General features: G+C 35.6%; 16 protein-coding genes. 12 read left to right on the forward strand and 4 right to left on the reverse strand.

Features of this window, described 5'->3' with window-relative positions; translation table 11 throughout:
- Positions 1-4 precede the first annotated feature (4 nt).
- Positions 5-3,232 carry a TonB-dependent receptor gene (locus V6624_RS00920; protein WP_338840595.1) on the reverse strand — a complete coding sequence of 1,076 codons (3,228 nt, stop codon included), beginning with the start codon at positions 3,230-3,232 and terminating at the stop codon, positions 5-7.
- Positions 3,233-3,848: 616 nt separating this feature from the next.
- Complete coding sequence (locus V6624_RS00925) at positions 3,849-5,015, reverse strand: MFS transporter (protein WP_338840598.1); 1,167 nt, start codon at positions 5,013-5,015, stop codon at positions 3,849-3,851.
- Between the two features lie 102 nt (positions 5,016-5,117).
- Between V6624_RS00925 and V6624_RS00930 the strand changes: the two genes are divergently transcribed.
- From V6624_RS00930 to V6624_RS00965, 8 genes are all read left to right on the forward strand, one after another.
- Complete coding sequence (locus V6624_RS00930; protein WP_095929454.1) at positions 5,118-5,951, forward strand: AraC family transcriptional regulator; 834 nt, start codon at positions 5,118-5,120, stop codon at positions 5,949-5,951.
- 71 nt (positions 5,952-6,022) lie between these two features.
- A complete protein-coding gene (locus V6624_RS00935; protein ID WP_338840601.1) occupies positions 6,023-6,379 on the forward strand; it encodes a hypothetical protein in 357 nt (118 codons plus the stop codon).
- Between the two features lie 98 nt (positions 6,380-6,477).
- Entirely contained in the window at positions 6,478-7,008 is a 531-nt protein-coding gene (locus V6624_RS00940; protein WP_338840602.1) for a DUF3347 domain-containing protein, read from the forward strand.
- A gap of 2 nt (positions 7,009-7,010) precedes the next feature.
- Positions 7,011-7,571 (forward strand): AraC family transcriptional regulator, encoded by a 561-nt coding sequence (locus V6624_RS00945; RefSeq protein ID WP_338840604.1) that lies wholly within the window; start codon positions 7,011-7,013, stop codon positions 7,569-7,571.
- A gap of 374 nt (positions 7,572-7,945) precedes the next feature.
- Positions 7,946-10,480, forward strand: a complete 2,535-nt coding sequence (locus V6624_RS00950; RefSeq protein ID WP_338840605.1) for a heavy metal translocating P-type ATPase — start codon at positions 7,946-7,948, stop codon at positions 10,478-10,480.
- A gap of 199 nt (positions 10,481-10,679) precedes the next feature.
- Positions 10,680-12,920 (forward strand): multicopper oxidase family protein, encoded by a 2,241-nt coding sequence (locus V6624_RS00955; protein WP_338840606.1) that lies wholly within the window; start codon positions 10,680-10,682, stop codon positions 12,918-12,920.
- A gap of 93 nt (positions 12,921-13,013) precedes the next feature.
- Positions 13,014-13,415, forward strand: coding sequence for a hypothetical protein (locus V6624_RS00960; protein ID WP_111285741.1), 402 nt, complete (start codon positions 13,014-13,016; stop codon positions 13,413-13,415).
- 118 nt (positions 13,416-13,533) lie between these two features.
- Positions 13,534-13,692, forward strand: coding sequence for a hypothetical protein (locus V6624_RS00965; RefSeq protein WP_162614942.1), 159 nt, complete (start codon positions 13,534-13,536; stop codon positions 13,690-13,692).
- Between the two features lie 69 nt (positions 13,693-13,761).
- Here the strand turns inward: V6624_RS00965 and V6624_RS00970 are convergent, their stop codons facing one another.
- Both V6624_RS00970 and V6624_RS00975 read right to left on the reverse strand, forming a co-directional pair.
- Entirely contained in the window at positions 13,762-21,204 is a 7,443-nt protein-coding gene (locus tag V6624_RS00970; RefSeq protein WP_338840608.1) for a gliding motility-associated C-terminal domain-containing protein, read from the reverse strand.
- Between the two features lie 535 nt (positions 21,205-21,739).
- Positions 21,740-22,192, reverse strand: coding sequence for a DUF4442 domain-containing protein (locus V6624_RS00975; protein ID WP_111285737.1), 453 nt, complete (start codon positions 22,190-22,192; stop codon positions 21,740-21,742).
- Positions 22,193-22,446: 254 nt separating this feature from the next.
- Here V6624_RS00975 and V6624_RS00980 point away from each other — a divergent pair, with 254 nt between their 5' ends.
- From V6624_RS00980 to V6624_RS00995, 4 genes are all read left to right on the forward strand, one after another.
- Entirely contained in the window at positions 22,447-22,902 is a 456-nt protein-coding gene (locus tag V6624_RS00980) for a DUF4870 domain-containing protein (RefSeq protein WP_111286014.1), read from the forward strand.
- A 123-nt stretch (positions 22,903-23,025) separates the two neighbouring features.
- Entirely contained in the window at positions 23,026-23,358 is a 333-nt protein-coding gene (locus tag V6624_RS00985; protein WP_008464689.1) for a PadR family transcriptional regulator, read from the forward strand.
- 3 nt (positions 23,359-23,361) lie between these two features.
- Positions 23,362-25,089, forward strand: coding sequence for a PspC domain-containing protein (locus V6624_RS00990; protein ID WP_111285735.1), 1,728 nt, complete (start codon positions 23,362-23,364; stop codon positions 25,087-25,089).
- Between the two features lie 3 nt (positions 25,090-25,092).
- On the forward strand, positions 25,093-25,827 hold the full coding sequence (locus V6624_RS00995; protein ID WP_111285733.1) for a head GIN domain-containing protein: 735 nt from the start codon (positions 25,093-25,095) through the stop codon (positions 25,825-25,827).
- Positions 25,828-25,900: the final 73 nt, after the last annotated feature.

The following is a 25,900-nucleotide window of genomic DNA, read 5'->3' on the forward strand; positions in this document are numbered from 1 at the left end:
TGAATTAAAAATTAAGGTTTAAACCAAAAATAAACTGTCTGCTTCGCGGATATGCTGAATAATCAACACCCGGTGTGTAAGGCGTGTTTCTTCTAGTTGAAGCTTCTGGATCTGGACCTGAATATTTCGTCCAAACAAAAACATTACTAGCTGTAAAATAAAATCTTAGCTTAGAAACTCCTAAAGCAGAAGTTAAATCGCCTGGTGTAGTATAACCTAAACTTAAATTATTAAGTCTCAAGAAAGAACCATCTTCAACAGCCCAATCACTAAAAACATAACGAGGCATATAAGGAGACCACATTGTAGTATTTGCATTTAAAGCAGCTAATTCCGTTGGATCTGTAACTAACTGTCCTGTAGCCGTATTCAAGTTTGTCCATCTTGTTCCATCAGCCATTTCAGAATTTAAATTTCTATATTGCCCATTTGGAATTGATGTAGAAAACTCCACTTTATTTGCATTGTAAACATCATTTCCAATACTCCAGTTAAAAGCTGCAGAAAGATCAAATCCATAAGCATTAGCATTTAACACCATACCTCCAGTACTTTTTGGATTAGCGTTTCCAATAACCGTAAGATCATTAGCATCTACCTTACCATCGCCATCGATATCTTTTAATTTCATAGCACCTGGCTGCATCTTTCCTACTACTGTAGTAGCATCTGGCACTCCATTTTTTAAAGTATAAGCCCCTGCACTGTAATCAAAGTCTGAAACTTCGTAACGCCCATCGCTCTTATAACCATACATGATACCTAATGGCTGTCCTACGTTTACTAAATAATCTCCAGTAATTGATGAAGAAGCCCATCCAGAAGATGCAGTAAAATTATCCATTACTCCAAGTGAGTTGATTTTATTGGTATTAAATGCCGCATTGAAAGATAAACTCACTCCGTATTTAGGTCTTTCAATAAGATTTAAGTTCAAAGTCGCTTCAACACCGCTGTTTTGAATTTCACCCATGTTTCTATATTGGTTATCATAACCTCCAGAAATTGGGAAAAGCATTAATAAATCTTTCGTCTTATTTTTATACATTTCGACAGATCCAGTTACTTTATTTTTGAATAAGTCAAAATCTAAACCGATGTTTTGTGTAATTGTAGTTTCCCATTTTAAATCTGGATTGGCCATTGTTTTAGAAGCTGCCCAATAGTTATCAACACCATTGATCCATGTTGAGGTAGAAGAAATAAAACTTTGAACCATTTGTCCAGTTGGAATATTGTTATTACCTGCTTCACCATAACTTACTCTTAATTTAAGCAGGTTAACCCATGAAGCATTTTTCATAAATTCTTCTCCAGATATTTTCCAAGCTGCTGCTGCTGCTGGAAAAAAGCCCCATTTATTATCTCCTAAAAATTTACTTGAACCATCTGCACGATAAGTCGCTGTAAAAAGATATTTGTCTTTATAATCATAATTTGCACGTCCAAAGAAAGAAAGCAATTTATCGTCTGGATAATAGAAATTATCAACAGATACAGGAGTTCCTTGTGTAGTTAATTTCTTTGCCTCATCTAACTCGAAAGACAATGGATATCCTTGAATTGTATTCGTTAAATCATTTCTTTTATAATCTATAGATTCTTCTCCTAAAAGTATTTTCAAACTATGATTCTCGCCAACTATTTTTTTCAAATCGTAATTAAGCGTATTTGCATTTCTAAAACGAGTATCTTTTCTATCTGACATTATCATTGCAGGCATACCTTGTCTTTCTGCCGCAGGGTTATTTTTTACGTAATACGTCGTACGTCCGTAGAAACGGTAATCTTGATAGTTGTAGTTATCTAAACCTAATTCTGTTTTAAAAATTAAATCTGAGGTAAGTTTCCAAGAAAAACTTCCTAATGTGTTAAAGTTTTTTCTCAACTGCTCACGGTTGTTATCTACAATAGAAACAAAAGGGTGTACTAAATTGTTAGCTACAGCTTCATCTGTATCATCAGTTGTTAATCCAGGAATTGGAATTGGTGCATATCCAACAACATTTTTCAAACGAGAATCTGCAGATGAAACTTCATTTTGTTCGTTCATTCCTGCACCATTAATTTCAGTATCAGAATAACGAACTGTAAAGCTTAAATCTATTTTATCTGAAGCTTTACTATTTAACGCAAGAGATAAGTTGTTTCTCTTAAAATCTGATCCCAGCATAATTGCTTTTTCATCATAATGTGCATAGTTGAAGTTGTAATTCATTTTATCACTTCCACCACGAATAGATAAGTCACGGCTTTGCACTTCTCCTGTACGTCCAAAAACTTGCTTCTGCCAGTTATTTCCTTTCATACCTTTGTACATATCATAATCCTGCCAATTACCAAAATATTTGGTATAAGAACTTGGGTTGCTCAAAATGGTTTTATCATTCTGATCAAGTAAAGCATATTCATATTGCCATTTTACATAGTCCTCTGGAGAAGTTACGTCAATAGTATTAGCCAGTTTTTTCATTCCGTAGAACATATTGTAGTTCACAGCTATTTTACCATCTTTACCTTTTTTAGTTGTAACAATAATAACCCCATAAGCTCCTCTAGAACCATAAATTGCTGTAGATGATGCATCTTTTAATACCGTCATCGTTTCAATATCTGATGAAGAAATATCGTTGATATTGTTTACAGGAAAACCATCTACGATATACAAAGGAGAAGCATCTTGGCTTAAAGATCCGTTTCCACGAATTCTCACTTGAACATTTGAGTCTGGCGAACCTTCTGAAGAGGATACAGATACTCCGGCAATACGTCCTGTCAAGGCTTCTGCTACATTTGGAACTGGAATCTTACGCACCTCACTTCCAGAAAACGTTGCAACCGCTCCTGTTAAATCAGATTTTTTAGAAGTTCCATATCCAATTACAACAACTTCATTTAAGTTATTTGAATCTTCAGATAAAGTTGCATTTACTTTCGTTTTACCATCAGCAGAGATATCAATCGTTTTAAATCCTATAAAAGAAAAACTCAATACGGCTTTTGAATTGGTCAGTTTCAATTTATAATGCCCGTCAAAATCGGTAGAAGTTCCGTTCTTAGTTCCTTTCTCTAAGACGTTTACCCCAGGAAGAGAAAGTCCCGCAGCATCCTTCACGGTTCCCTCTATCGTTGTGCCCTGTGCGTGTACTTGACTACCGATCAATAAGCACAGTAAGAAAACAAGTTTAGAGCAAAAATCTGCTCCTTTGTTTAATAATTCTTTAAAGTTCATGGTTGATTGTTTAAGTTAATTAATGTTTTTTCGTTTGGTTTAAGTGGTTTTTTGTGGTTACTTTTCAATTATTCTAATAATTATTACTTGTGGTTTTGTTTTAACATTAAAATTTTTCGACGTCTTATTTCTTCTTCATTTATATTCCTTTTCTAATCTAAATACTTAATCGATTTCGAACATCGAAAAAAAAGTTGTAATCGATTACACAAACATAGATATTTTTTTTAAGCGAAAAATAAATTTTGCCAAAAATTTCATAAAAAAAATTATGAATCAGAAATTTTATCGCTTTTTTATATTAGATATATAATTTATACCAACATAAAATATTAAATATATTATTATTAATCGTTCATTTGATTTGATTTTTGCAAAAAAAACAATCGATTACAGGAATATTAATTACGAAATTATTAGGTGTGGATTTTACACTTAAAAAATTGAAGAAATTTTAAAAAAAACCAAATTAAATAGAAAAAAGAGCGCATTTTTAAAATGTATTTTCTGATAAAACTGGACTTTGGAAGAAATGTGTTCTGTAAAAATTTCATTATAGACATAAAAAAAGCCCTTAAACAAACGTTAAGGGCTTAAAAAGATAACTAAATTGTATTTAAATGTGCTGCAACTGCACTTGTTTTTGATGTAACCTCATCAGTATGAATGTAATAATCATTCCTATAATTGACATCATAACTCCAATAAGGTTTGGAGAAGAATAGCTAAGTCCTGCCGCCAAAGGCAATCCGCCTAAAAACGCACCTAAAGCATTACCAATATTAAAACTTCCTTGAAGTGATGCCGAGGCAATCATCTCTGCTCCTTTTGCCGTACGAATCATTAGCATTTGAATTGGCGCGATAACCGAAAATGAAATAGCTCCGGTCAAGAAAGTAAGAAACAGCGATACATATTGATTGAATGAGAAAAAGTAAACTAGAATTAAATCTAGAGACATTACTAACAATAAAGCTAATGTAGTTGGCGCTGGCGAGAATTTATCTGCCAATTTACCTCCAACGAAATTTCCAACAACCATTCCTAATCCTGCCAAAATCAAGATTGAAGAGACATCTTCTGGCGAAAATTTAGAAACATTAATTAATAAAGGAGCAATATAACTGATCCAGGCAAAAAGGCCTCCAAAACCAATTGCAGTTATTCCGATAATTAGCCAAGCTTCTGTTTTCTTAAAGAACTGAAGTTGTGTCTTCATATTTACACTTTCTCCTTTTTCAAGATTTGGCATCCATAAATAAATGGCCAAAAAAGTCAATAATCCAACAATAGCAATTAATACGAAAGTATATCGCCAAATAAAGTGGTGACCTATATAAGTTCCAATTGGCACACCTATTAAGTTGGCAATCGTTAAACCTGCAAACATGATCGAGATTGCTTGCGCTTCTTTTCCTTTATCTGCCAAACGGCTTGCGACTACCGCTCCCACTCCAAAGAATGCTCCGTGCGGTAAACCAGACAAAAATCGAGAAGCAAATAACACATTATAATCGGGAGCTATAATTGACAATGAGTTAAAAACTGCCAACATTAAAGCTAAAATTAAAAGCATTTTTTTAGGCGCATAATTTCTTCCTGCGATTACTAACAAAGGCGCTCCAATAACAACTCCAAGTGCATAAGATGAAATTAAATATCCTGCAACTGGAATTGAAACTTTCATATCTGAAGCAATATCTGGGAGTAATCCCATCATTACAAATTCTGTAATACCAATAGTTAACCCTCCTAAAGAGAGTGCAATAAGACTTTTTTTCATTTTGATTATTGTAGAAAGGAATAGATTTCTACGACGCAAAATTAACACCGTTAACCTTAAAAAAAGTTGTAAATTTGCGATATAAAATTGTACATTTAGGTTATGCCGAAATTAAATCAGTTTAAAACGCTTGTTCTTGATGAATTTGAAGAAGAGAAATTTCATCTTCCTCCGCATACTCATACGTATTACGAAATCATCTATATAAAGAAAGGAAGCGGAATTCATCACCTCAATAATAATCTGCTACCATATAAAGCAGGAGATTTATTTGTTATTTCGCCAGACGACGAACATTATTTTGATATAAAGAAAAGTACCCGATTCATTTTTATCAAATTCACTGATAATTATTTCAACTCCAAACAGAATCTTACTTGCGATGAATTTTTAGTAAATACTCCCGAAAGTTTCATGCGCGATAAAATCCTAAAAGAAACGGTTTTGAAGTTTGACGAACCTTGCAAAACGATTCTAAAAAATACCGTTGAAAACATTGTAACATACGGACATTATATAGATGTCACCTCATCTCCCATTGTTTTCTATCAGATTCTTTCCCTTTTTGGTTTAATTAAAGAAACAATTCGAGGCATGAATTTACAAATGAAATCGACTCATTTGGATAGCGAACAAATTGCTAATTACATTCATCAGAATATTTATCAGCCAAAACTGGTTCAGGTAAAAGTGATTGCAGATCATTTTAATATTGCTCAAACCTATTTTAGTGCTTATTTCAAAAGAACTTTCAGTATTAGTTATCGCGAATACATTCATAATTTAAGAACGACTTTAATCGAAAAAAGATTTCATAACAATCAATTGCCTATTAAACAGATTGCCTACGAATTTGGTTTTACAGACGAAAGTCATTTGACGAATTATTTCAAAAAACGTAAAAACATGAAACCGACTGATTTTAAGAAACTGTAGTTATCGAAATCTTAAAAAGTAATTTTCCCAAACATTTTTAACTAAATTTGTACTTCTAAAAAACAATTTCTTTGAAAAAGAAAATCCATATACTGCTTTTCATAACGCTAAGTTTCTTTTTGAATCCGAGTTATACTTACGCATGCAATATGGGGCATCAAAAAGAAGTTGCTTCTAAAGAAGACAACAGCTGTTCTAAAAAATGCTGCGAAAAGAAAACTTCAAAACAGGAAAAACACAATTGTGACGGAAAATGTCGTCATTCTGGCTGTACAACTTCTGCATTGCAATTTGTTATTTTAACTTCAAATGATCTTGATTTACAAAATGATGTTTTTAATTTTTCTTTAAAAAACACTATTTCATCTTACAGTAATTCTACAATTTCTTCCGGATTTACTTCTATTTGGCTCAAGCCGAAAATATAATTATCGTATTTGTAACAGCCCATATTGGGTCTTTTTTAAAACTAAATTTTTAATTAATTTTAAAGGAAATTAAAATCCTTTACCAAATATTATACACAATGAAAAAATCAATCATAGCTTTAGCAACAGTACTTACAGCATTATTTAGTGCGAATAACATTCAGGCAAATACAGCAAAATTAGAATCAGGAACAACAGAAATCGTTGATGCGAGTCAGCTTCAATCTGTTTATGATGCTTATTTTACTGTAAAAGATGCACTTATTAAAAGTGACAGCAAATTGACTTCGGCGAAAGCCAAAGATTTACTGACAGCGATTACTGCGGTAAAAATGGACAAACTAAAGAGCAACGAACATACGGTTTGGATGAAAGTGGTTAAAAAACTAACTGCCGATGCTAAAAGTATTTCAGCAACAACAGATCTTAAAAAACAACGCGAAACTTTTAAATCTCTATCTAAAAACACTTATGATTTAATAAAAGTTTCAAGTCCAGAACAAACAATCTACAAACAATATTGCCCAATGGCAGATGCTGACTGGTTAAGCAAAGAAAAAGCAGTTAAGAATCCATACTACGGTTCTTCGATGCTGACTTGCGGAAATGTGGTAGAAACGATCAAATAAATATGAAGCTTTACATCAAAAATATGGTGTGCAGCCGATGCAAAATGGTAGTAAAGTCTGAGTTCGAAAAACTCGGACTTCCTACTATTTCTGTTGAATTGGGTGAAGTCGAATTGGAAAAAGAAATCAGCGACGAGCAAAAAGAAGTTTTATTAGAAAATCTTCAATCTTTAGGTTTTGATTTAATTGACGATAAAAAAACAAAAACCGTCGAAAGAATAAAAAACCTGATTGTTGATTTAGTGCATCATAAAAACAATGATCTTAAAATTAACTTATCTGATTATTTAGCAGAAAACCTGAATCAAGATTATAATTCGTTAAGTAATTTATTTTCTGAAATTGAGAACACGACAATCGAAAAGTATTTCATCAGCCAGAAAATTGAAAAGGTAAAAGAATTACTGATTTATAATGAACTTTCGTTAAGTGAAATTGCCGATATTCTAAACTACAGCAATGTGGCGCATTTGAGCAATCAATTCAAAAAAATTACAGGCTTTACTCCTACTTCGTTCAAACAGTCGAAAGATAAAAAGCGTATTCAGATTGAAAATTTGTAAAAGTCAATTTCTCGCAAAGTCGCAGAGACGCAAAGTTTTATTTCACGCAGATTTTAAAAGATTTAAGCAGATTTTGCAGATATTTATTTGTTAATCAAATCTGCTCAATCTGCAAAATCTGCGTGAAAACTTTAAAAACTTATTGCCTTATCTTTATTTAAAAAACTTCACGCCTCTGCAACTTTGCGAGATTAATACAAAATTTTTCAAAAATTCAGCTTTAAATCAAGTAGATCAAAAAAGTCTGCTAAAATCTGCGGAATCTGCGTGAAACAAAAAACTTTGTAAATCTTACAAATCATTCTCAAAATTATACAAACCAAACTCGTCGGTAGTTCAGAAATTTGCATTGTAATACACTAAAAACAAAAACAATGACTCATCAATATATAATTTCAGGAATGTCTTGCAACGGATGCCGAACCAAAGTCGAAAAAACTTTAAATGAAGTTGAAGGCGTTCAAGCAGAAGTAACCTTGAATCCTCCGTTGGCAACTATAACAATGGAAAAGCATATTGCGACAGAAAAATTGCAAGAAGTTCTAACTGCAGCAGGAAATTATACAATTGAAATGGATTCTCCTAAAAATCATTCTGATACAGCTGAAAAATCGTGCTGTTCAGGTCATAAAAAAGAGAACCACAATCATCATAAAACAGAAACTAAAAAGGTACATCAGCACAGTGCAAATGGCGTTTATTATTGTCCAATGCATTGCGAAGGTGATAAAACTTATAACAAACCGGGAGACTGCCCTGTTTGCGGAATGGATTTAGTACCGCAAGTTGCCATAACAGCAACACAATTTACTTGTCCGATGCATCCTGAAATTGTTTCAAACGAACCTGGCGACTGTCCGATTTGCGGAATGGATTTGGTTCCAATGCAGGCTTCAGAAAGCGAAGAAAACAAAACTTATTCTGATTTATTGAAGAAAATGAAAATAGCGATTTTGTTTACGCTTCCTATTTTCATCATCTCGATGTCAGAAATGATTCCAAATAATCCGCTTTACAATATAATGTCTATCGAAAAATGGAATTGTGTTCAGCTTTTATTTTCGATTCCAGTTTTGTTTTATGCAGGCTGGATGTTTTTTGTCCGTGCTTACAAATCGATTGTGACTTGGAACTTGAATATGTTTACTTTAATTGGAATTGGAACAAGCGTTGCTTTTCTATTTAGTATCGTCGGAATGTTTTTTCCATATATTTTCCCTTCTGAATTTAAATCGCATCACGGAACTATTCATTTGTATTTTGAAGCTGCGACTGTAATTATCACTTTAGTTTTATTAGGACAATTATTGGAAGCCAAAGCGCACGGACAAACTAACGGAGCAATAAAAGAATTATTAAAATTAGCTCCGACAGAAGCAACTTTGGTTGAGAACGGAGTGGATAAAGTAATCTCTATTCATAATATCAAAAAAGGCGACTTACTTCGCGTAAAGCCAGGAGAAAAAATTCCGGTAGACGGTAAAATAACAACTGGAGAAAGTAGTATTGACGAATCGATGATTACGGGAGAACCAATTCCCGTTGATAAAAAAACTGGTGATGCAGTAATTTCGGGAACAATAAATGGCACAAAATCATTTGTGATGATTGCTGAAAAAGTGGGTTCAGAAACGATGCTTTCGCAGATTATCCAAATGGTAAATGACGCTAGCCGATCTCGCGCTCCCATTCAGAAATTAGCAGATCGCGTTTCTAAGTATTTTGTTCCGACTGTTGTTATTATTTCGATTTTGACATTCTTTCTTTGGGCAAAATTTGGTCCAGAACCTGCTTACGTTTACGGATTAATCAACGCTATTGCCGTTTTAATTATTGCTTGCCCTTGCGCACTTGGACTCGCAACTCCGATGTCAGTTATGGTTGGTGTTGGAAAAGGTGCTCAAAACGGAATCTTGATCAAAAATGCCGAAGCTTTGGAAAACATGAATAAAATTGATGTTTTAATTACCGATAAAACAGGCACAATTACCGAAGGAAAACCATCTGTAGAAAAAATATATTCGGTTAATAATGAGGAAGATTTTCTGCTTCAAAATATTGCTTCGTTAAATCAGCATAGCGAACATCCTTTGGCGCAAGCTGTAGTCAATTTCGCGAAAGCAAAAAATAGTTCATTCAAAGAAGTTCAAGGTTTTGAAACTATTGCAGGAAAAGGAATTTTAGGAACTATCGAAGGCAAAAAAGTAGCTTTAGGAAATAAAAAATTAATGGAAGAAATCGGCGCATCCATTTCTAATGATTTAGAACAAAAAGTTACAGCCGAACAAAATTTAGGAAAAACTATTTCTTACATCTCAATAGACAATATTGTTTTAGGCTATGTTGCCATTACTGATGCCATTAAAGAAAATAGCACAAAAGCCATTAAAGAATTAATCGCTCAAGGCGTTGAGGTTATCATGATGACAGGCGACAATCATAATACCGCAAAAGCCGTTGCAGAACATTTACATTTGAGTTCTTTTAAAGCGGATTGCCTTCCTGAAGATAAACTGAAAGAAATTGAACGTCTTCAAGCGCAAGGAAAAATTGTAGCCATGGCGGGAGACGGAATTAATGATGCACCTGCTTTGGCTCAATCCAATATTGGGATTGCAATGGGAACAGGAACTGACGTTGCGATTGAAAGCGCTAAAATTACTTTAGTAAAAGGCGATTTAAACGGAATTGTAAAAGCTAAAAACCTCAGCCATGCCGTTATGTCAAATATTAAACAGAATTTATTTTTTGCTTTTATTTATAACACTTTGGGCGTACCAATTGCTGCTGGAATTTTATATCCTTTTTTAGGGATATTGCTTTCGCCGATGTTAGCTGCCGTGGCAATGAGCTTGAGTTCTGTCTCAGTAATCGTAAATGCGTTACGATTGAGAAATCTAAAATTGTAAGTTGGAGCATAATTATTTTAACACATAGAAACATAGATTTTTGTGTCTAAAAAAAGAGAAGAAACAAGTTTCCACACATAGTAACTATGTGTATTTAAAGAAGTGAAACGCCTTTCTTAATCTTCAAATTACTATGTTTCTATGTGTTAAAATTAAATTGTGCTCAATTTACACTAACGACTTAAAATTATAATTTGTAATGAAAATCAAATATATTCTTCTTTTATTTTTAATCGCTTTTCAGCTGAAAGCCCAAAAAGTAGTGCGTTACGATTTGTACGTTCGTGATACAATCGTCAATTTTTCGGGTAAAGAAAAACGTGCTATTGCAGTAAATGGGCAAATTCCGATGCCGACTCTAACTTTTACCGAAGGCGATATTGCCGAAATTTATGTTCACAACGAACTCAAAAAAGAAACAACTTCAATGCACTGGCACGGATTATTTCTGCCAAATAAAGAAGATGGCGTTCCGTATTTAACGCAAATGCCGATTGAACCTGGAACGACTCATAAATATACTTTTCCTATAATTCAAAACGGAACCTATTGGTATCACAGCCATTCTGGTTTGCAGGAACAAATTGGTTTGTACGGACTTTTTATCATCAATAAGAAAAAAGATGATCCTACTATTCGAAAAGGAATTGATGATTTGCCGACAGTTCCAGTCATTTTAAGCGAATGGTCCGATTTGAAACCAGAGAATATTCAGCGAATGTTGCACAATGCTAATGATTGGTTTGCTATCAAAAAAGGAACAACGCAAAGTTATTTTGAAGCTTTAAAACAAAAACATTTTTCAACCAAAGTGACCAATGAATGGAAACGAATGAATGCAATGGACGTCAGCGATGTGTATTATGAAAAGTTTTTAATCAACGGAAAAAATGAACAGCAATTTTCAGACCTTAAACCTGGTTCAAAAGTCCGATTGCGAATTGCAAACGGAGGCGCTTCGAGTTATTTCTGGCTGACTTACGGCGGTGGAAAAATTACTGTTGTTGCAACCGACGGAAATGATGTCGAACCTGTAGAAGTGGATCGTTTGATTATTGCAGTTTCTGAAACCTATGATGTTGTCGTTACAATTCCCGAAGACCATAAATCTTTTGCTTTTTTGGCTACAGCCGAAGACAGAACCGGATCTGCTTCTTTGTTTTTAGGAAATGGGGAAAAACAGCCTGTTCATCATCTTTCAAAATTAAAATATTTTGAAGGCATGAAAATGATGAACGATATGATGAAAATGAATGGCGAAATGAATGATATGGGCATGAATATGTCTTTGAATAAAATGGATATGAATGCTGTAATGTATCCAGAAATTTCAGGCGAAGATGAAAATTCAAAACCAAAAATGGATCATTCGAATCATAATATGGGCGACATGAAAATGGAAAGCGACAGCACTGAAACTGCTGAAATTGTGACTCTGAATTACGGAATGCTAAAATCGCCTTTCAAAACCGATCTTCCAAAAGAGGCGCCTGTAAAAGAATTGCGTTTCACTTTATCTGGAAATATGAATCGTTATGTTTGGAGTTTGGATAATAAAGTGGTTTCCGAAACCGATAAAATTTTAATTAAAAAGGGAGAAAACGTTCGCATCGTTTTATACAATGGTTCGATGATGCGACACCCAATGCATTTACACGGACATGATTTTAGAATCTTGAATGAACATGGCGATTATGCTCCATTGAAAAATGTCATTGATATTATGCCAATGGAAACCGATACCATTGAATTTCAGGCCAATGCCGATGGCGACTGGTTTTTTCACTGTCATATTTTATATCACATGATGGCTGGAATGGGAAGGATTTTTAGTTACGAAAATTCAGCTCCAAATCCGTTGATTCATCATCCCGAAATGGCTTTCAAAATGTTGAAAATGGACGATCGAATGTTTCATTTTATGGCAGAAAATGATTTTGCAACCAATGGAAATGATGGTGAAGCGATGTTTAGCAACACGCGTTGGAGTATCGGAACCGAATGGAGATTGGGCTACAATGACAAACACGGTTATGAAACCGAAACTCATATTGGAAGATATATCGGAAAAAATCAATGGTTAATGCCTTTTATTGGTTTTGACTGGAGATACCGAAGAATGGGAATGGACGAGCAGGAACAGAATCTTTTTGGTCAAAAAAACACAAAAGACAATCGTTCCGTTTTTAGTGCGGGTCTTGAATATACTTTACCCATGCTCATAAAAGCACAAGTTGAGGTTTATACCGACGGAAATGTTCGTTTACAATTTGAACGAAAAGATATTCCGCTTTCGCAAAGACTTCGAATGAATTTAATGTGGAATACAGATAAAGAATATATGGCGGGATTAAAATATATTGTTGCGAGAAACTTCGGAATTACAACACATTATGACAGCGATATGGGAATTGGTTTTGGGGTTAATTTGAATTATTGATTTTTAAAACATTTAAGTTATTTAGTCCATATTACAATAACTTGTTTAATTCTATTAATTGTAATAATTTTACTACTTTAAAAATGATTAATTATGAGTTGGGATATTGTACTTTTTAATTCCGCAGAAAAAATAATTTCTATTCAAGATTTAGATGAAGAAAAACTTCTTCCAATCGATTTTGATAAAATACTGCTAGAAAATTGTTCAACAAAAAATGCGGAAGATCAAAAAAATAAAAATAGTAGTAAGGATTTCTTTTCTGATTCTATTAATGATGATATTAATTTCTTTTTTGATGATGAGCCAAGCAGTAATAAGATGATTTCTCTTTATAGTGAAGAAGCACTATTTAAAATTATTGAATTAGCAAAACTTCATAATTGGCAGATTTTCGATACTTCATTAGGAGAAATGTTAGATTTGGAGAATCCAGAAAAAAATGGATATAGTAATCATAAAAATTATGTTAGTCAAATTATGAAAAACAAGTGATAAAATTAATTCACTTTTACCAAAACATTAACAATAAAACTATTCTTACAATAAAAAATCCATTTATATTTGATTCACTCAATTATAAATTCTTCTAACAAAAAACAATTAAAACAAAATGACAAAAGTAATTACAATCGTTACTGTTGCTTTATTTTCAATTGGTGTAACCGCTCAGGAAACAAAACCAGTTGCAAAAGAAAAAACTAAAAAAGAATCTTGCTGCAAAAAGACAACAGACAAGAAAGATAAAAAATCTTGCTGCGTTAAAAAATAATTGAAACTCGATTTCAAAAAAAAGACCTCAATTTCTTGAGGTCTTTTTTGTATATAATAAAATCATTTATTACTGACTACTGACATACAGATATCCTGCTTTCTCGATTTTTCTTCCGTTGCTGTCATATTCTAATGTGTAGAAATAAGTTCCAGTCGGAAGCTTGTTTCCTCTGGCAACAGTTGCACGTCCGTCTGAGAATCCCTGAAATGGACTGGTAACGTTGTCGTAGCCGTTTTTCTCGTAAACCACCACTCCATATCTGTTATAGATTCTTACAACATTGTTTGGATAGCAGTCAATTCCTTTTATAAAGAAACTGTCGTTTAGTCCGTCACCATTTACTGACACGGCATTGTAGACTTCTTCTACGCAAGAGACATTAACGGTCTGCACAAAAGAATTCTGATTTCCGCAATTATCTGATGCCGTCCAGGTTCTGATCAGCGAATATCTGCTGGCGCAGTCCCCGTCAACTCTCTGCTCGTCATAAGCAACTGCTGCACTGCCGCAGTTATCTGCAGCTGTAAAAGTCTGGGCTGGAGGAATGGTATCACAGTCCGCAGTTATTGTTGCCTCAGGCGGTGTTTCTGCAAATACTGGCGCTGCAGTATCATGAATTAATATCGTCTGCGTACACGCTGCAGTATCCAGAACGGTATCCTCTCCTGCATCGCGAACTCCCTTGCTGTTAGCATCTGCATATTCTGTTATGGTATAAGTTCTGGCTACATTGGCATTACAGCCAGGATCTGCTCCATTTGATGCTGTAATTTCAACCACTCCGCATCGGGTGTCTGCAATGCGTCCGTCTCCATTTCCTAAAGCTTCGAATTCTGCTTCCGTCAGATTCACTGCCGAAGGAAGCTCCTCATAGCATTGCACTGAAGTCGGCTGGAAAGTCGGGCAGATCACACTGAAACGGCAGCAGTTTGGCGAAATTCCGGCTACATTTACTGTATTGCAGGCACTTGCATCCTGAAAGTTCACATTATAATTGGTTCCCGAACTGATAAGTCCTGATGTCCAAGCATTTCCCGACCACGTTCCCGGTGCTCCGGTTCCAGTAGCAGTATAAGGCGCCTGACCTGTTACTGATAAAGTAATGTTATATCCTGGCTGTGTAGAAGAACAGGCCGCAGTTTCTGCTCCTGCCAAAGCAATCTGGCTAATAATCACATTCTGGTTTGCCGTTACACTATTGCCATTGCCATCATTAAATGTCCAGGTAATAATTGTCGTTCCCGGATTTGTTATTGGAAACGTTGATGCTGTAACTCCTGCAATTATTCCAGCGCACGCATCTGTTGCTGTCGGTATCGCGGGCGTAACATTGCACTGCCCGGTAATATCAGCTAAAACAGGGATATTTGGAGGGGTAATGTCATCAATTATCACGTTCTGATTCGCTGTTGAAATATTACCATTACCGTCATCAAATGTCCATGTCACAACTGTTGTTCCCTGTGCTGTAATTGGAAATAAAGTCGTAGTTGTTCCCGTGATAATGCCAGCACAATTATCTATTGCGGTCGGAGCTGTCGGAGCTGCGGAGCATTCTGCTGTAATATCTGCGAGTATTGGAGCTGTCGGAGCGGTGATATCTTTTATAATCACATTCTGATTCGCTGTTGAAATATTGCCGTTTCCGTCATCAAATGTCCAGACAACCGCTGTTGTTCCCTGTGCTGTAATAGGAAATAAAGTAGCCGTTGTTCCCGTGATAATGCCAGCACAATTATCTGTAGCTGTCGGCGCTGTTAGTGCTGTCACTGAACATTCCGCTGTCACATCTGACAATAACGGGACTGCAGGCGGTGTTACATCATCAATGATAATATTTTGGATTGCTGTTGAGATGTTTCCATTTCCATCATCAAAACTCCATGTCACCTCTGTTATCCCTTGAGCTGTGATCGGGAAAATTGATGCAGTTGTTCCTGTAATTGTTCCCACACAAGCATCTATAGTTGTCGGTACTGGAGGTGTCACAGAACATTCTCCCGTCGCATCTGCCAGAATAGGTACTGCAGGAGGTGTTTCATCATTAATAATTACATTCTGATTTGATGTCGAGATATTTCCATTCCCATCATCAAAAGTCCAAGTTACAATACTTGTTCCTGGAGTTACAATTGGGAAAATAGTGGCTGTAGTTCCAGTAATTGGTCCTGCACAGTTATCAATAGTCGTTGGTGCGGCTAATGTAACACTGCAATCTCCTCTGACATCTGCCAAAACTGGTGCTGACGGTGCTATAGCATCATCAATAATTACATTCTGGTTTGCAGCTGTTATATTTCCATTTCCGTCATCAAAACTCCAAGTCACTATTGTTGTTCCTTGAGCTGTGATTGGAAAAACTGTTGAAGTTGTTCCGGAAATGATTCCGGCACAATTGTCTATAGCTGTAGGCGGCGAAAGGGTTACTTCGCAATCTCCATATACATCATCAAGAATTGGTGCTGCAGGTGCTGACGCATCTTTTATTATAACATTTTGATTTGCTGTTACGACATTATTATTGCCATTGTCAAAAGTCCAGATAACTACAGTTGTTCCTTGTGCTGTAATTGGAAAAACTGTATTTGTTGTTCCAATAATAGTTTTAGAACAATTATCCACCGTTGAAGGCGCGGTAAGTGTCACTTCGCATTCTCCATTCACATCGTCCAATATTGGTATAATTGGCGGTGTAGTATCATTAATGATTACATTTTGATTAGCGGTTGATATATTGCCGTTTCCATCATCAAAACTCCACGTTACAACAGTTGTTCCCTGTGCTGTAATTGGAAAAATCGTTGTTGTAGTCCCGGAAATTATTCCTGCGCAATCATCAATTGCTGCAGGAATAGCTGGAGTGGCAGAGCATTGTTCCTGTATATCTGCTAAAACAGGTGCAATAGGCGCTGCTGTATCTTTAATAATAACATTTTGATTCACAGTTGCTATATTTCCATTTCCGTCATCAAAACTCCAAGTCACTATTGTTGTCCCTTGAGCTGTGATTGGAAAAACTGTTGAAGTTGTTCCTGAAATGATTCCGGCACAATTGTCTATAGCTGTTGGAATAGATGGCGAAACGGAACATTCTGCTGTTATATCACTAAGTGCCTGAACTGCTGGAGCAGTAACATCTTTAATAATAACATTTTGATTAGCTGTAGATATATTTCCGTTTCCGTCATCAAATGTCCATGTGACTATTGTTGTTCCCTGAGCCGTTATCGGAAAAACTGTGGTGGTTGTTCCTATTATAATGTTAGAACAATTTACCGCAGTCGCGGGTGCAGCAAGTGTCACTTCACATTCTCCTGTTATATCTGGCAGGTCCGTCGGAACTTGTATTGCACTGTTTAGAATAACATTTTGATTGGCTGTTGATATGTTTCCATTTCCATCATCAAATATCCATGTAATTATTGTTGTTCCCTGAGTCGTTATCGGAAAAGTTGTTGCTGTTGTTCCTAATACGCTTCCTGCACAATTGTCTATTGCTGAAGGTATCGCAGGTGAAGCGAAACATTGCCCGATTATGTCTGCAAGAACTGGTGGAACAGGTGCTGTGGTGTCACTGATGATCACATTCTGGTTGGCAGTTGCTATATTTCCGTTGCCATCGTCAAAAGTCCAAGTTACAGCTGTTGTTCCTTGTGCTGTTATTGGGAAAACCGTAGCTGTAGTTCCTACAATTGATCCAGCACAGTTATCTGTTGCGATTGGTGCTACTAATGAAGCAGAACAGGTTGCTGTAACATCTGGAAGAGTTGGCAGAATTGGATCAATATTATCCAAAATTATTACATTCTGATTTGCTGTAGCTATATTTCCATTACCATCATCAAATGTCCAAACCACTACGGTTGTTCCTTGCGCTGTTATTGGAAAAACAGTATTTGTGGTTCCTGTAATAGTTCCGGAGCAATTATCAGTAGCTGTTGGAGGTGTTACAGAAGCGGAACATTGCGCTTGCACATCGGGAAGGACTGGAACAGTTGGCAAGGTAATATCTTTAATAATAACATTTTGGGCTGCTGTTGAAATATTGCCATTTCCGTCATCAAAACTCCATGTAACCACCGTTGTTCCCTGAGCTGTGATCGGGAAAACTGTTGCTGTAGTTCCAGTAACTGCTCCTGCACAATTATCCGTTGCAGTAGGGGCAGCTAATGACACAGAGCATTCTTCAGTTACATCTGCAAGAACTGGTGCAGCTGGAGCTATGGTATCATCAATAATGACATTTTGGCTTGCTGTTTGTGTATAGCCATTTCCGTAATCGAAAGTCCAAGTTACCGCTGTTGTCCCTTGTGCTGTAATTGGGAAAACCGTTGGCGTTGTTGCTGTTATATTTCCCGCACACTGATCAGTAAGCATTGGCGCTGCTGGGGTAATTGAACATTGCGCTGTAATATCTGCCATTGCAGATGGCAATGCTGTAGGGTTTATCGTGATTGCGGCTGTGGCTACATTTGAACAGGTTCCGTTGCTGAATTCATAACTTACTGTATAAGTTCCAGGAGTCGAAGCACCCAGATCAATATCGCCTGTCAGTTCGTCTATCACAAGTCCTGCATCTGAACTGTATTTTCCGCTGGCAATCCCAGTTTCTACAGATGTGGCTGTTCCTCTGTTGCAGTAAGGCCCGTTTGGATAATTTATAGATGCCGTTGGAAGTGCATTAATAGTAATATCTGTGGTTACAGTGTTCGAACAGCTGCCATCACTAAATGTATAGGTAATAACATGATCTCCTATTGTTGAAGCTTCTAAATTTATTTCTCCGGTATTTGCATCAATAGCAAGATTAGCATCAGAACTATAGGTTCCGCCCGCCGTGCCGAGTTCTTCGGGAACTGCTGTTCCCGTCTGGCAGTAAGGCGCATTTAAATAGCTTATCACTGCCTGAGGAAGTTCATTTACGATAACCTCAACTGGCGCAATCGAAAAACAGCCGCTAGCGTCCGTTCCTTTTATATAATAGGTATCGCGCACTGCAACCGCTGTGGGATCTGCAACAGGAATCGTAGCCTGCTCGTCTGAGAAATAAGTATACGTAAGCCCCGCAGCGCTTCCCGCTGTAACGGCAGGATCTTTAAGATTGACTGTATTTGGCGCACAGACTGGAGCCGGAGCTGTCGTTACCACTGTCGGTCTGGCGTTTACATTAATGGTCAGATTTGAAACCACACTGCTGTTGCATGGCGCGCCGAGTGTAACGGTGCAGGTATAGTTATTCGCGCCTATTGTCAGATCTGAATAATTGATCATTGGATCTTTCTGGTTCTGATTGGATGCATTTATCCCAGGTCCTGCCCATAAATAGGAAAGCGCGCCGAAAATGTCAACATCCAGCTGTACCGTGCCCGAGGTCATATCGCAGATCACGGCAGGAGTATTCAGTCCGTTGGCCGTAGCTTCTGGGGCTGCCGCCACACCAATCTGTACAGACTGCGTGATCACATTTCCGCAGCCGTCTGCTATCCTGAAAAAATAGGTTGCATCGGTCAGTCCGCTGAAGGTATTCCCGCTCTGGTAAGATCCAAAGGTATTTCCGCCATCGGTGCTCAAGGCATATTGGAGCACATTGTTAGGAGCCGGGGAATTGGATGCTGCGGTGATGGTCAAGACTCCGTTTGTCGCTCCTGTCGCGCACACAAAACCTCCCGTATTGGTTTTGTCAACTATAATAGCATTATTGGCGTCGTAGGTTATAGTCTGGGTTAGGACATCTGTCGTCCCACCTTTAATGCGTAATCCAAAAACATACGTGCCATATCCCAAACCGTCAAAAGGGAATGAAGCCGTAGTGCTGGCTAAATCTCTTGTCTGCCCCACGCTTGAAGGACCTGAAATAATGCGCACCTCATAAGCACTTGGCACATCAAAACTGCCATTCATAACATAGTTAAATCCGCCGCAGACTGGAGTTGTGGTATAACCTGAAAGACTAGCTAAATAACCTTGGACAACTAAATTTACATCTTTAGAGCCACAAGCGTTTGTAATATTGACAGTATAGTTTCCTTTTGGCCAATAACCTGCTGGATCTGTTGGATTTACTTTAGATAATACCCCTGTTCCATTAACATCTAGAGAAGAGGTTCCTGTAGCACCAACTGCTACTAAAGGATTATCTGAAGCAACAATTGTATAAGTTACTGATGGATCTATAAACGGATTAACAAAAACCATTGCTTTTCCATATCCTAAAATATTTAGGTTTGGCTGTATTCCATAAAAACTTTGGACAACAGAAAATGTGGGATTAGGTGGGATAATTATATTTTGAGATGCAGGAAGTCCTTGAAAGTTTCCGGTTGTGTTTCCTTGGGCATCTATATATGTTACGTGATATGTTGCACCGGCTGTAAGACCAAGGAAACTTTCAATTTCTGTGTTAACTGTTTTTAAAACTACATCTGAAGGATTAGCAATATTTGTAAAAACTATATCCATTGGTAAGCAACTAAGCTGATTAGGAGTAATTTTTATCAAACCTGATCCTGCACAATTTTGAACAGCTATAAAGCCACCCGATTGCCATTGAGTCATTGGAAACTCTTTTTCTCTTCCACATTTGTCAATCAATACAACTTTCATATTAGCAATATCGGCAAATATACCAGCCCGATTCGCAATTAATGGCATTCTAAAAACTCTAGTTAACGGAGAATATCCCTCACCATTTAAATCCCCATAGCTATCTCCATCCGTATCTTTTCCATATAAATTCCCTTGATATTTTACTTTCCATGTAAAAAGATCTGCATCTGCTACGGTAATAGCAGTTCCATTAGAATATTGAAAACCTGTTTCATTAGTTATTACTATTGGAGATGAACAATTATTACGAGTTAAATATAAAGGATAAGCGATACTTCCTAACTTAATATCGTTAAGTCCTACTGTTGGATTGGAAATGGAAGTTGCTCCTGTAATAGTAAGTCCACAAGAATCCGTAACACTCACAATATAGCTATTTGCCGGAAGTCCATTAAAAGCAAATGTATTGGCAGCAATAGCACCGCTATTCTGTAAAATTGTTCCCGGTGCTGTCTGCGTGGCAATCGTGTAGGTAAATGGTGCTTTTCCGTTTGCAACTGTAGTTGTTAAAACTGCAGTGCCTCCCACACAATTGGCTATTTTTGTGGGAGTTGTCACTGTCATTGCTGTATAGCCATCGTTTACAGTAATATTGCTGCTCGAATAAACGGTTCCGCCTGCTGTGGCTCTTCCGTTTACTGTATACGTTCCTGAAATTAATCCTGTAAAAACTGGATTTGTTGTAAACTGCGTATTGTCTCCTGAAACTGGAGAAACAACTGCACCAGCCCTTAAAAGCTGATACTGCGGTGTTGCTCCTAATCCTGTACTGCTTGAAGTAATTATACCTTGGCTCTGGCAGCCATTAGTGCTTGGTATACCAGAAACTGTCTGTGAAAAAAGATTGTTACTGATAAAAGGCAGGATGAGCAATGTTAAAATTAAAGTAATTTTTGTCCTCATATTTGTTTTTTATTAATTCAACAACAGCCACTTAAAACGATCTATTCTTCCAAAAAGATTAAATAGCTTTAAATAACAATTGTTTATTATTTTCTAAAAAAATTATACAGTGTAGGTTTTCCGTATTTTTCGGTGGCAAAAGCATGATAGGCTTCTTTTTACAGTTTCCTCTAAAAGCCTAAAAACAACAGAATAGACTATTTCTAATTACAAATACCCAATGTTAATCGATTTTAGTTAAACTTAATTATTTCAAAATTCCTTAAATTATAGAGGCTTGTAGAAGTTGCTTGATAAATATTTTAAGATCAATTTATCAGCTAAAATTTTGATTTAGAAAGAAAGCATTTTTCTTGCGTGTATGAGTTTAATACCATAAATGTACTGAAATTCAGTACATTAACAACATAAAAATAAAAAAAACAGATTTTAAAAACAAAAAAAACGTCAGTAAAAAAAAATTACTGACGTTTTTTATATGCAACAACAAGTAAAAAATTACTGCTGTTTCTATTTATTAATTGATATTGCTACTTTATTTCACTCGAATACTCCATTCAAAATCCATTTCAGAAACTTGAACTCCTTCTTCGTTTGTTCCAATAGATTTCATCCAGAACGTCTGCCCTTCTCCAGTTTCTATAGTTTTCTTTATTGCATCGGCAATTAAATGTCCGTCTTTGCAAACAAATGTAATTCTTCCTGTAGCTTTTTTTGTGAAGTTTCCTTTATTGTTAGCTACTAACATAGAAATCTTTTTACCACTTTGCTGGATTTGAGAAATCACCAAAGCTCCAGTTGTCAACTCAGCAGCCATTGCCTGAACTGCAAAATACATAGAATTAAACGGGTTCTGATTGATCCATCTGTGTTTGACTGTTACGGTACAACTGCTATCGTTTATATCTTTTACACGTACTCCGCAAAAGTATGCTGATGGTAATTTGAATAGGACGAATTTATTAAGTTTTGATACTGAAAGTGCCATAGGATATATTTTTTTATGTAAAAATACAAAAAAACTATGCACGCACAATAAATTCTTTACTTATCAAAAGAAGTCAACAAACACGGGAACTAGCGATGATTTTCAACAATTTAAGCATCATTTCACAACTTTGTGTTTGTTAATTTTTTGTTAATATTTGGTACTATGTAAAACAAGATACTGTCTTTTAGACATATATTTGCATAAGAAATTACTATATGCTTTTAATCATGGAAACAACAACACCACTCATCATGGAAAAAACTTCAGAAAAGAATACAGCAGCATTTACTCATTTGAGTACTTTAAGTCAATATATAATTCCGTTTGGGAACTATATTTTTCCGCTAATCATTTGGACAAACTACAAAGACAAATCTGAATTTGCAGATCATCACGGAAAACAGGCTTTGAACTTTCAGTTAAGCTTATTGCTTTATACTTTGATTTTAGCGCTTATTGCGATACCAATTTTCGTTACTGTTTTCTTGCAGAATCTTCCGCTAGAAGCTGTTTTTAATGACGACGATTTTGTAATTAGAAACTTTAACATTCAAGCAAACATTGGAATTTTAAGTGTAGGAATTACCGCTGTCGTTCTTTTTGGAGTTCTAAAATTTGTTGAATTCTTTTTAGTGATTTATGCTTCGATAAAAGCTTCAAACGGAGAATTATACAAATATCCGATTACGATTCCTTTTATAAAGTGATACAAAAATTAAAAGTTATAGTCGAAACATCAATCAAATCATATAAGTTTCGCAATCAATCATCAATCAATCATCATCAATCAAAAAACGAATTGTTCAATCAAAAAAAAACAAAATGAAATTATGAACATTGAAAACACAAAAGCACAGATGCGCAAAGGTGTTCTTGAGTTTTGCATCTTATCTGTTCTAAAAGAAAAAGACGCATATACATCTGAAATATTAGACACTTTAAAAAACGCAAAATTACTAGTTGTAGAGGGAACCGTTTATCCGTTGTTAACTAGATTGAAAAATGACGGTTTACTAAATTATCGCTGGGAAGAATCGACCTCTGGGCCACCACGAAAATATTATGGATTAACCGAAATAGGACAAACTTTTTTAAACGAACTTAGCGGCACTTGGACGGAATTATCTGACGCCGTAAATTTAATCACCAATCAAAATCAATAAGTCATGAACAAAACAGTAAATATTAACTTAGGCGGGATGTTTTTTCACATCGATGAAGATGCATACTTAAAATTGACACGCTATTTTGACGCTATAAAACGATCCCTTAATAACTCATCTGGTCAGGATGAAATTATTAAAGATATCGAAATGCGTGTTTCTGAATTGTTGACAGAAAAACAAAAAAGTGAAAAACATGTTGTTGGACTGAAAGATGTTGACGAGGTGATTGCGGTAATGGGACAGCCAGAAGATTACAGAATTGAAGACGAAGAAAATGCAAATCAGTCTTTTAATAACTACACTGCAAGACAACACAAAAAATTATACCGCGACAAAGAAAATGGTATGATTGGCGGTGTGGCAACAGGTTTGGGACATTATTTTGGAATTGACGCGGTTTGGATTAAAATCATATTCTTAATCTTCGTTTTTGCTGGTTTCGGAACTGGAATTTTAGCTTATTTCGTTCTTTGGATTGTAACGCCTGAAGCTGTTACAACTTCTGAAAAATTAGAAATGACAGGAGAGCCAGTAACGATTTCGAACATCGAAAAAAAAGTTCGAGAAGAAATTGATTCACTTTCTGATAAATTCAAAAATGCAGATTATGACAAAATGGGAAATCAGGTAAAGTCGGGAGCTGAGAGAATAAGTAGTTCATTTGGAGACTTTATCATGACGGTTTTTAAAATCTTTGCTAAGTTTTTAGGTGTAATTCTAATTATAGCAGGACTTTCAACTTTGATCATGTTGTTGATTGGCGTTTTCACTTTAGGAACTAATATTTTCATCGATTTCCCTTGGCAGAATTTTATTGAAGCCGGAAACTTTACAGAATATCCGCTTTGGTCATTTGGATTATTAATGTTCTTTGCAGTTGGAATTCCGTTTTTCTTCTTAACACTTTTAGGATTTAAACTGTTATCTCCAAACTTAAAATCAATTGGAAATATAACAAAATATACACTTTTAGCTATCTGGATTATTTCTATAGCAATTTTGGCAAGTATCGGAATCAAACAGGCAACTGAAATTTCATACGATAATAAAGTAATAGAGAAAAAAGTTTTTGCAATCAAACCAACTGATACATTATTTGTAAAGTTCAAATACAGTGACTATTATGCAAAAAGTTTAAATCACTACAGAGAGTTTGAATTTGTACAGGATTCAGCAAACAACGAATTGATTTATTCTAATGATGTACGCTTACATGTATTACATACAGACGAGTCAGCTCCATTTATCCAGATTGAAAAAAGCGCTAGAGGAAACTCTTTCACTAATGCTAAAAAAAGAGCAGAAAAAATTAATTATAAGTTTCAAATTAGCGGAAATCATTTAATTTTGGATAACTATTTTCTGACAGATGTGAAGAATAAATTTAGAGGACAAGAAGTTGACATCTACCTATATCTTCCAGAAGGGCAATTATTTAAACCTGAAAATTCTGTTAGAGATTATTTTAATTACGACGATGATTTCTTTAATCTAAATTATGACGGTAATTACAATTATAAAGTTATCGGTTCAAAAGTTAAGTGTCTAAATTGCCCAGCAGACGATAGCGATGACGACGACGACGATGCGGAAGTAATAGATACTACTGCCAATGATACAATAAATGAAGTTTCGGTTAAAATTAATGGAAAAGAAGTTTTAAACGGAAAAAAAACTAAAGGAAAACTAACTACTGATAAAAACGGAGTGATAATCAAAATTAACTAAACCATGATAAAAATAATCATTCATATTACGAAATTTATAGTTGCAACTGTAACTGCTTTATTGTTTGCCTCATGTAATTTTAACATGAATTCAATTGAAGGAAGCGGTAATGTTACAACAGAAAAAAGAACTGTTCAAGGAGATTTTACTAATATCTCTGTAAGCAATGCAATCGATGTGGTTGTTGAGCAATCAGATTCTGTAGAAATTAAAGTTGAAGCAGATGATAATCTTCAAAAGGAAATTGTAACCAAAGTAGAAAACGGAACTCTTATTATCGAATGTAAATACAATTCTTTCCGAAATATTACTTCTAAAAAGGTAACTGTAAAAATGCCTGTTCTTCATAAGATAGAAGCTTCGAGTGCATCATCTGTACAAACTAAAGGCGTTTTTGAAAGCGAAGACTTGACTTTAGAAAGCTCTAGTGCAGCATCGATGAATGTTAACATTGAATCTGATAGAATTTCTATTGATGTTGGAAGCGGCAGTTCTGTCAATATAGAAGGTAAAGCTTTAAGTTTAAATACTTCGGCTTCAAGCGGAGGAAGTGTTGACGCTGATAAATTAATGGCAAATGACATTCACGCAGACGCTTCTAGTGGCGGAACCGTTTTAGTACATCCTATTTTAAGTTTAAAAGCTGAAGCTTCAAGCGGAGGAAATATCAATTACACTGGTGAGCCAAAGAAAATTGAAAAATCAGAAAGCTCTGGAGGAAATGTTGGCAAAAATTAAAAGATTTAACTGTTAAATATAAAAGAAATCATTCATCAAAAGTGGATGATTTTTTTATATTTGTCAAAATCAA

It is taken from the genome of Flavobacterium ginsenosidimutans (assembly GCF_037478105.1).
Classification (GTDB): domain Bacteria; phylum Bacteroidota; class Bacteroidia; order Flavobacteriales; family Flavobacteriaceae; genus Flavobacterium; species Flavobacterium ginsenosidimutans.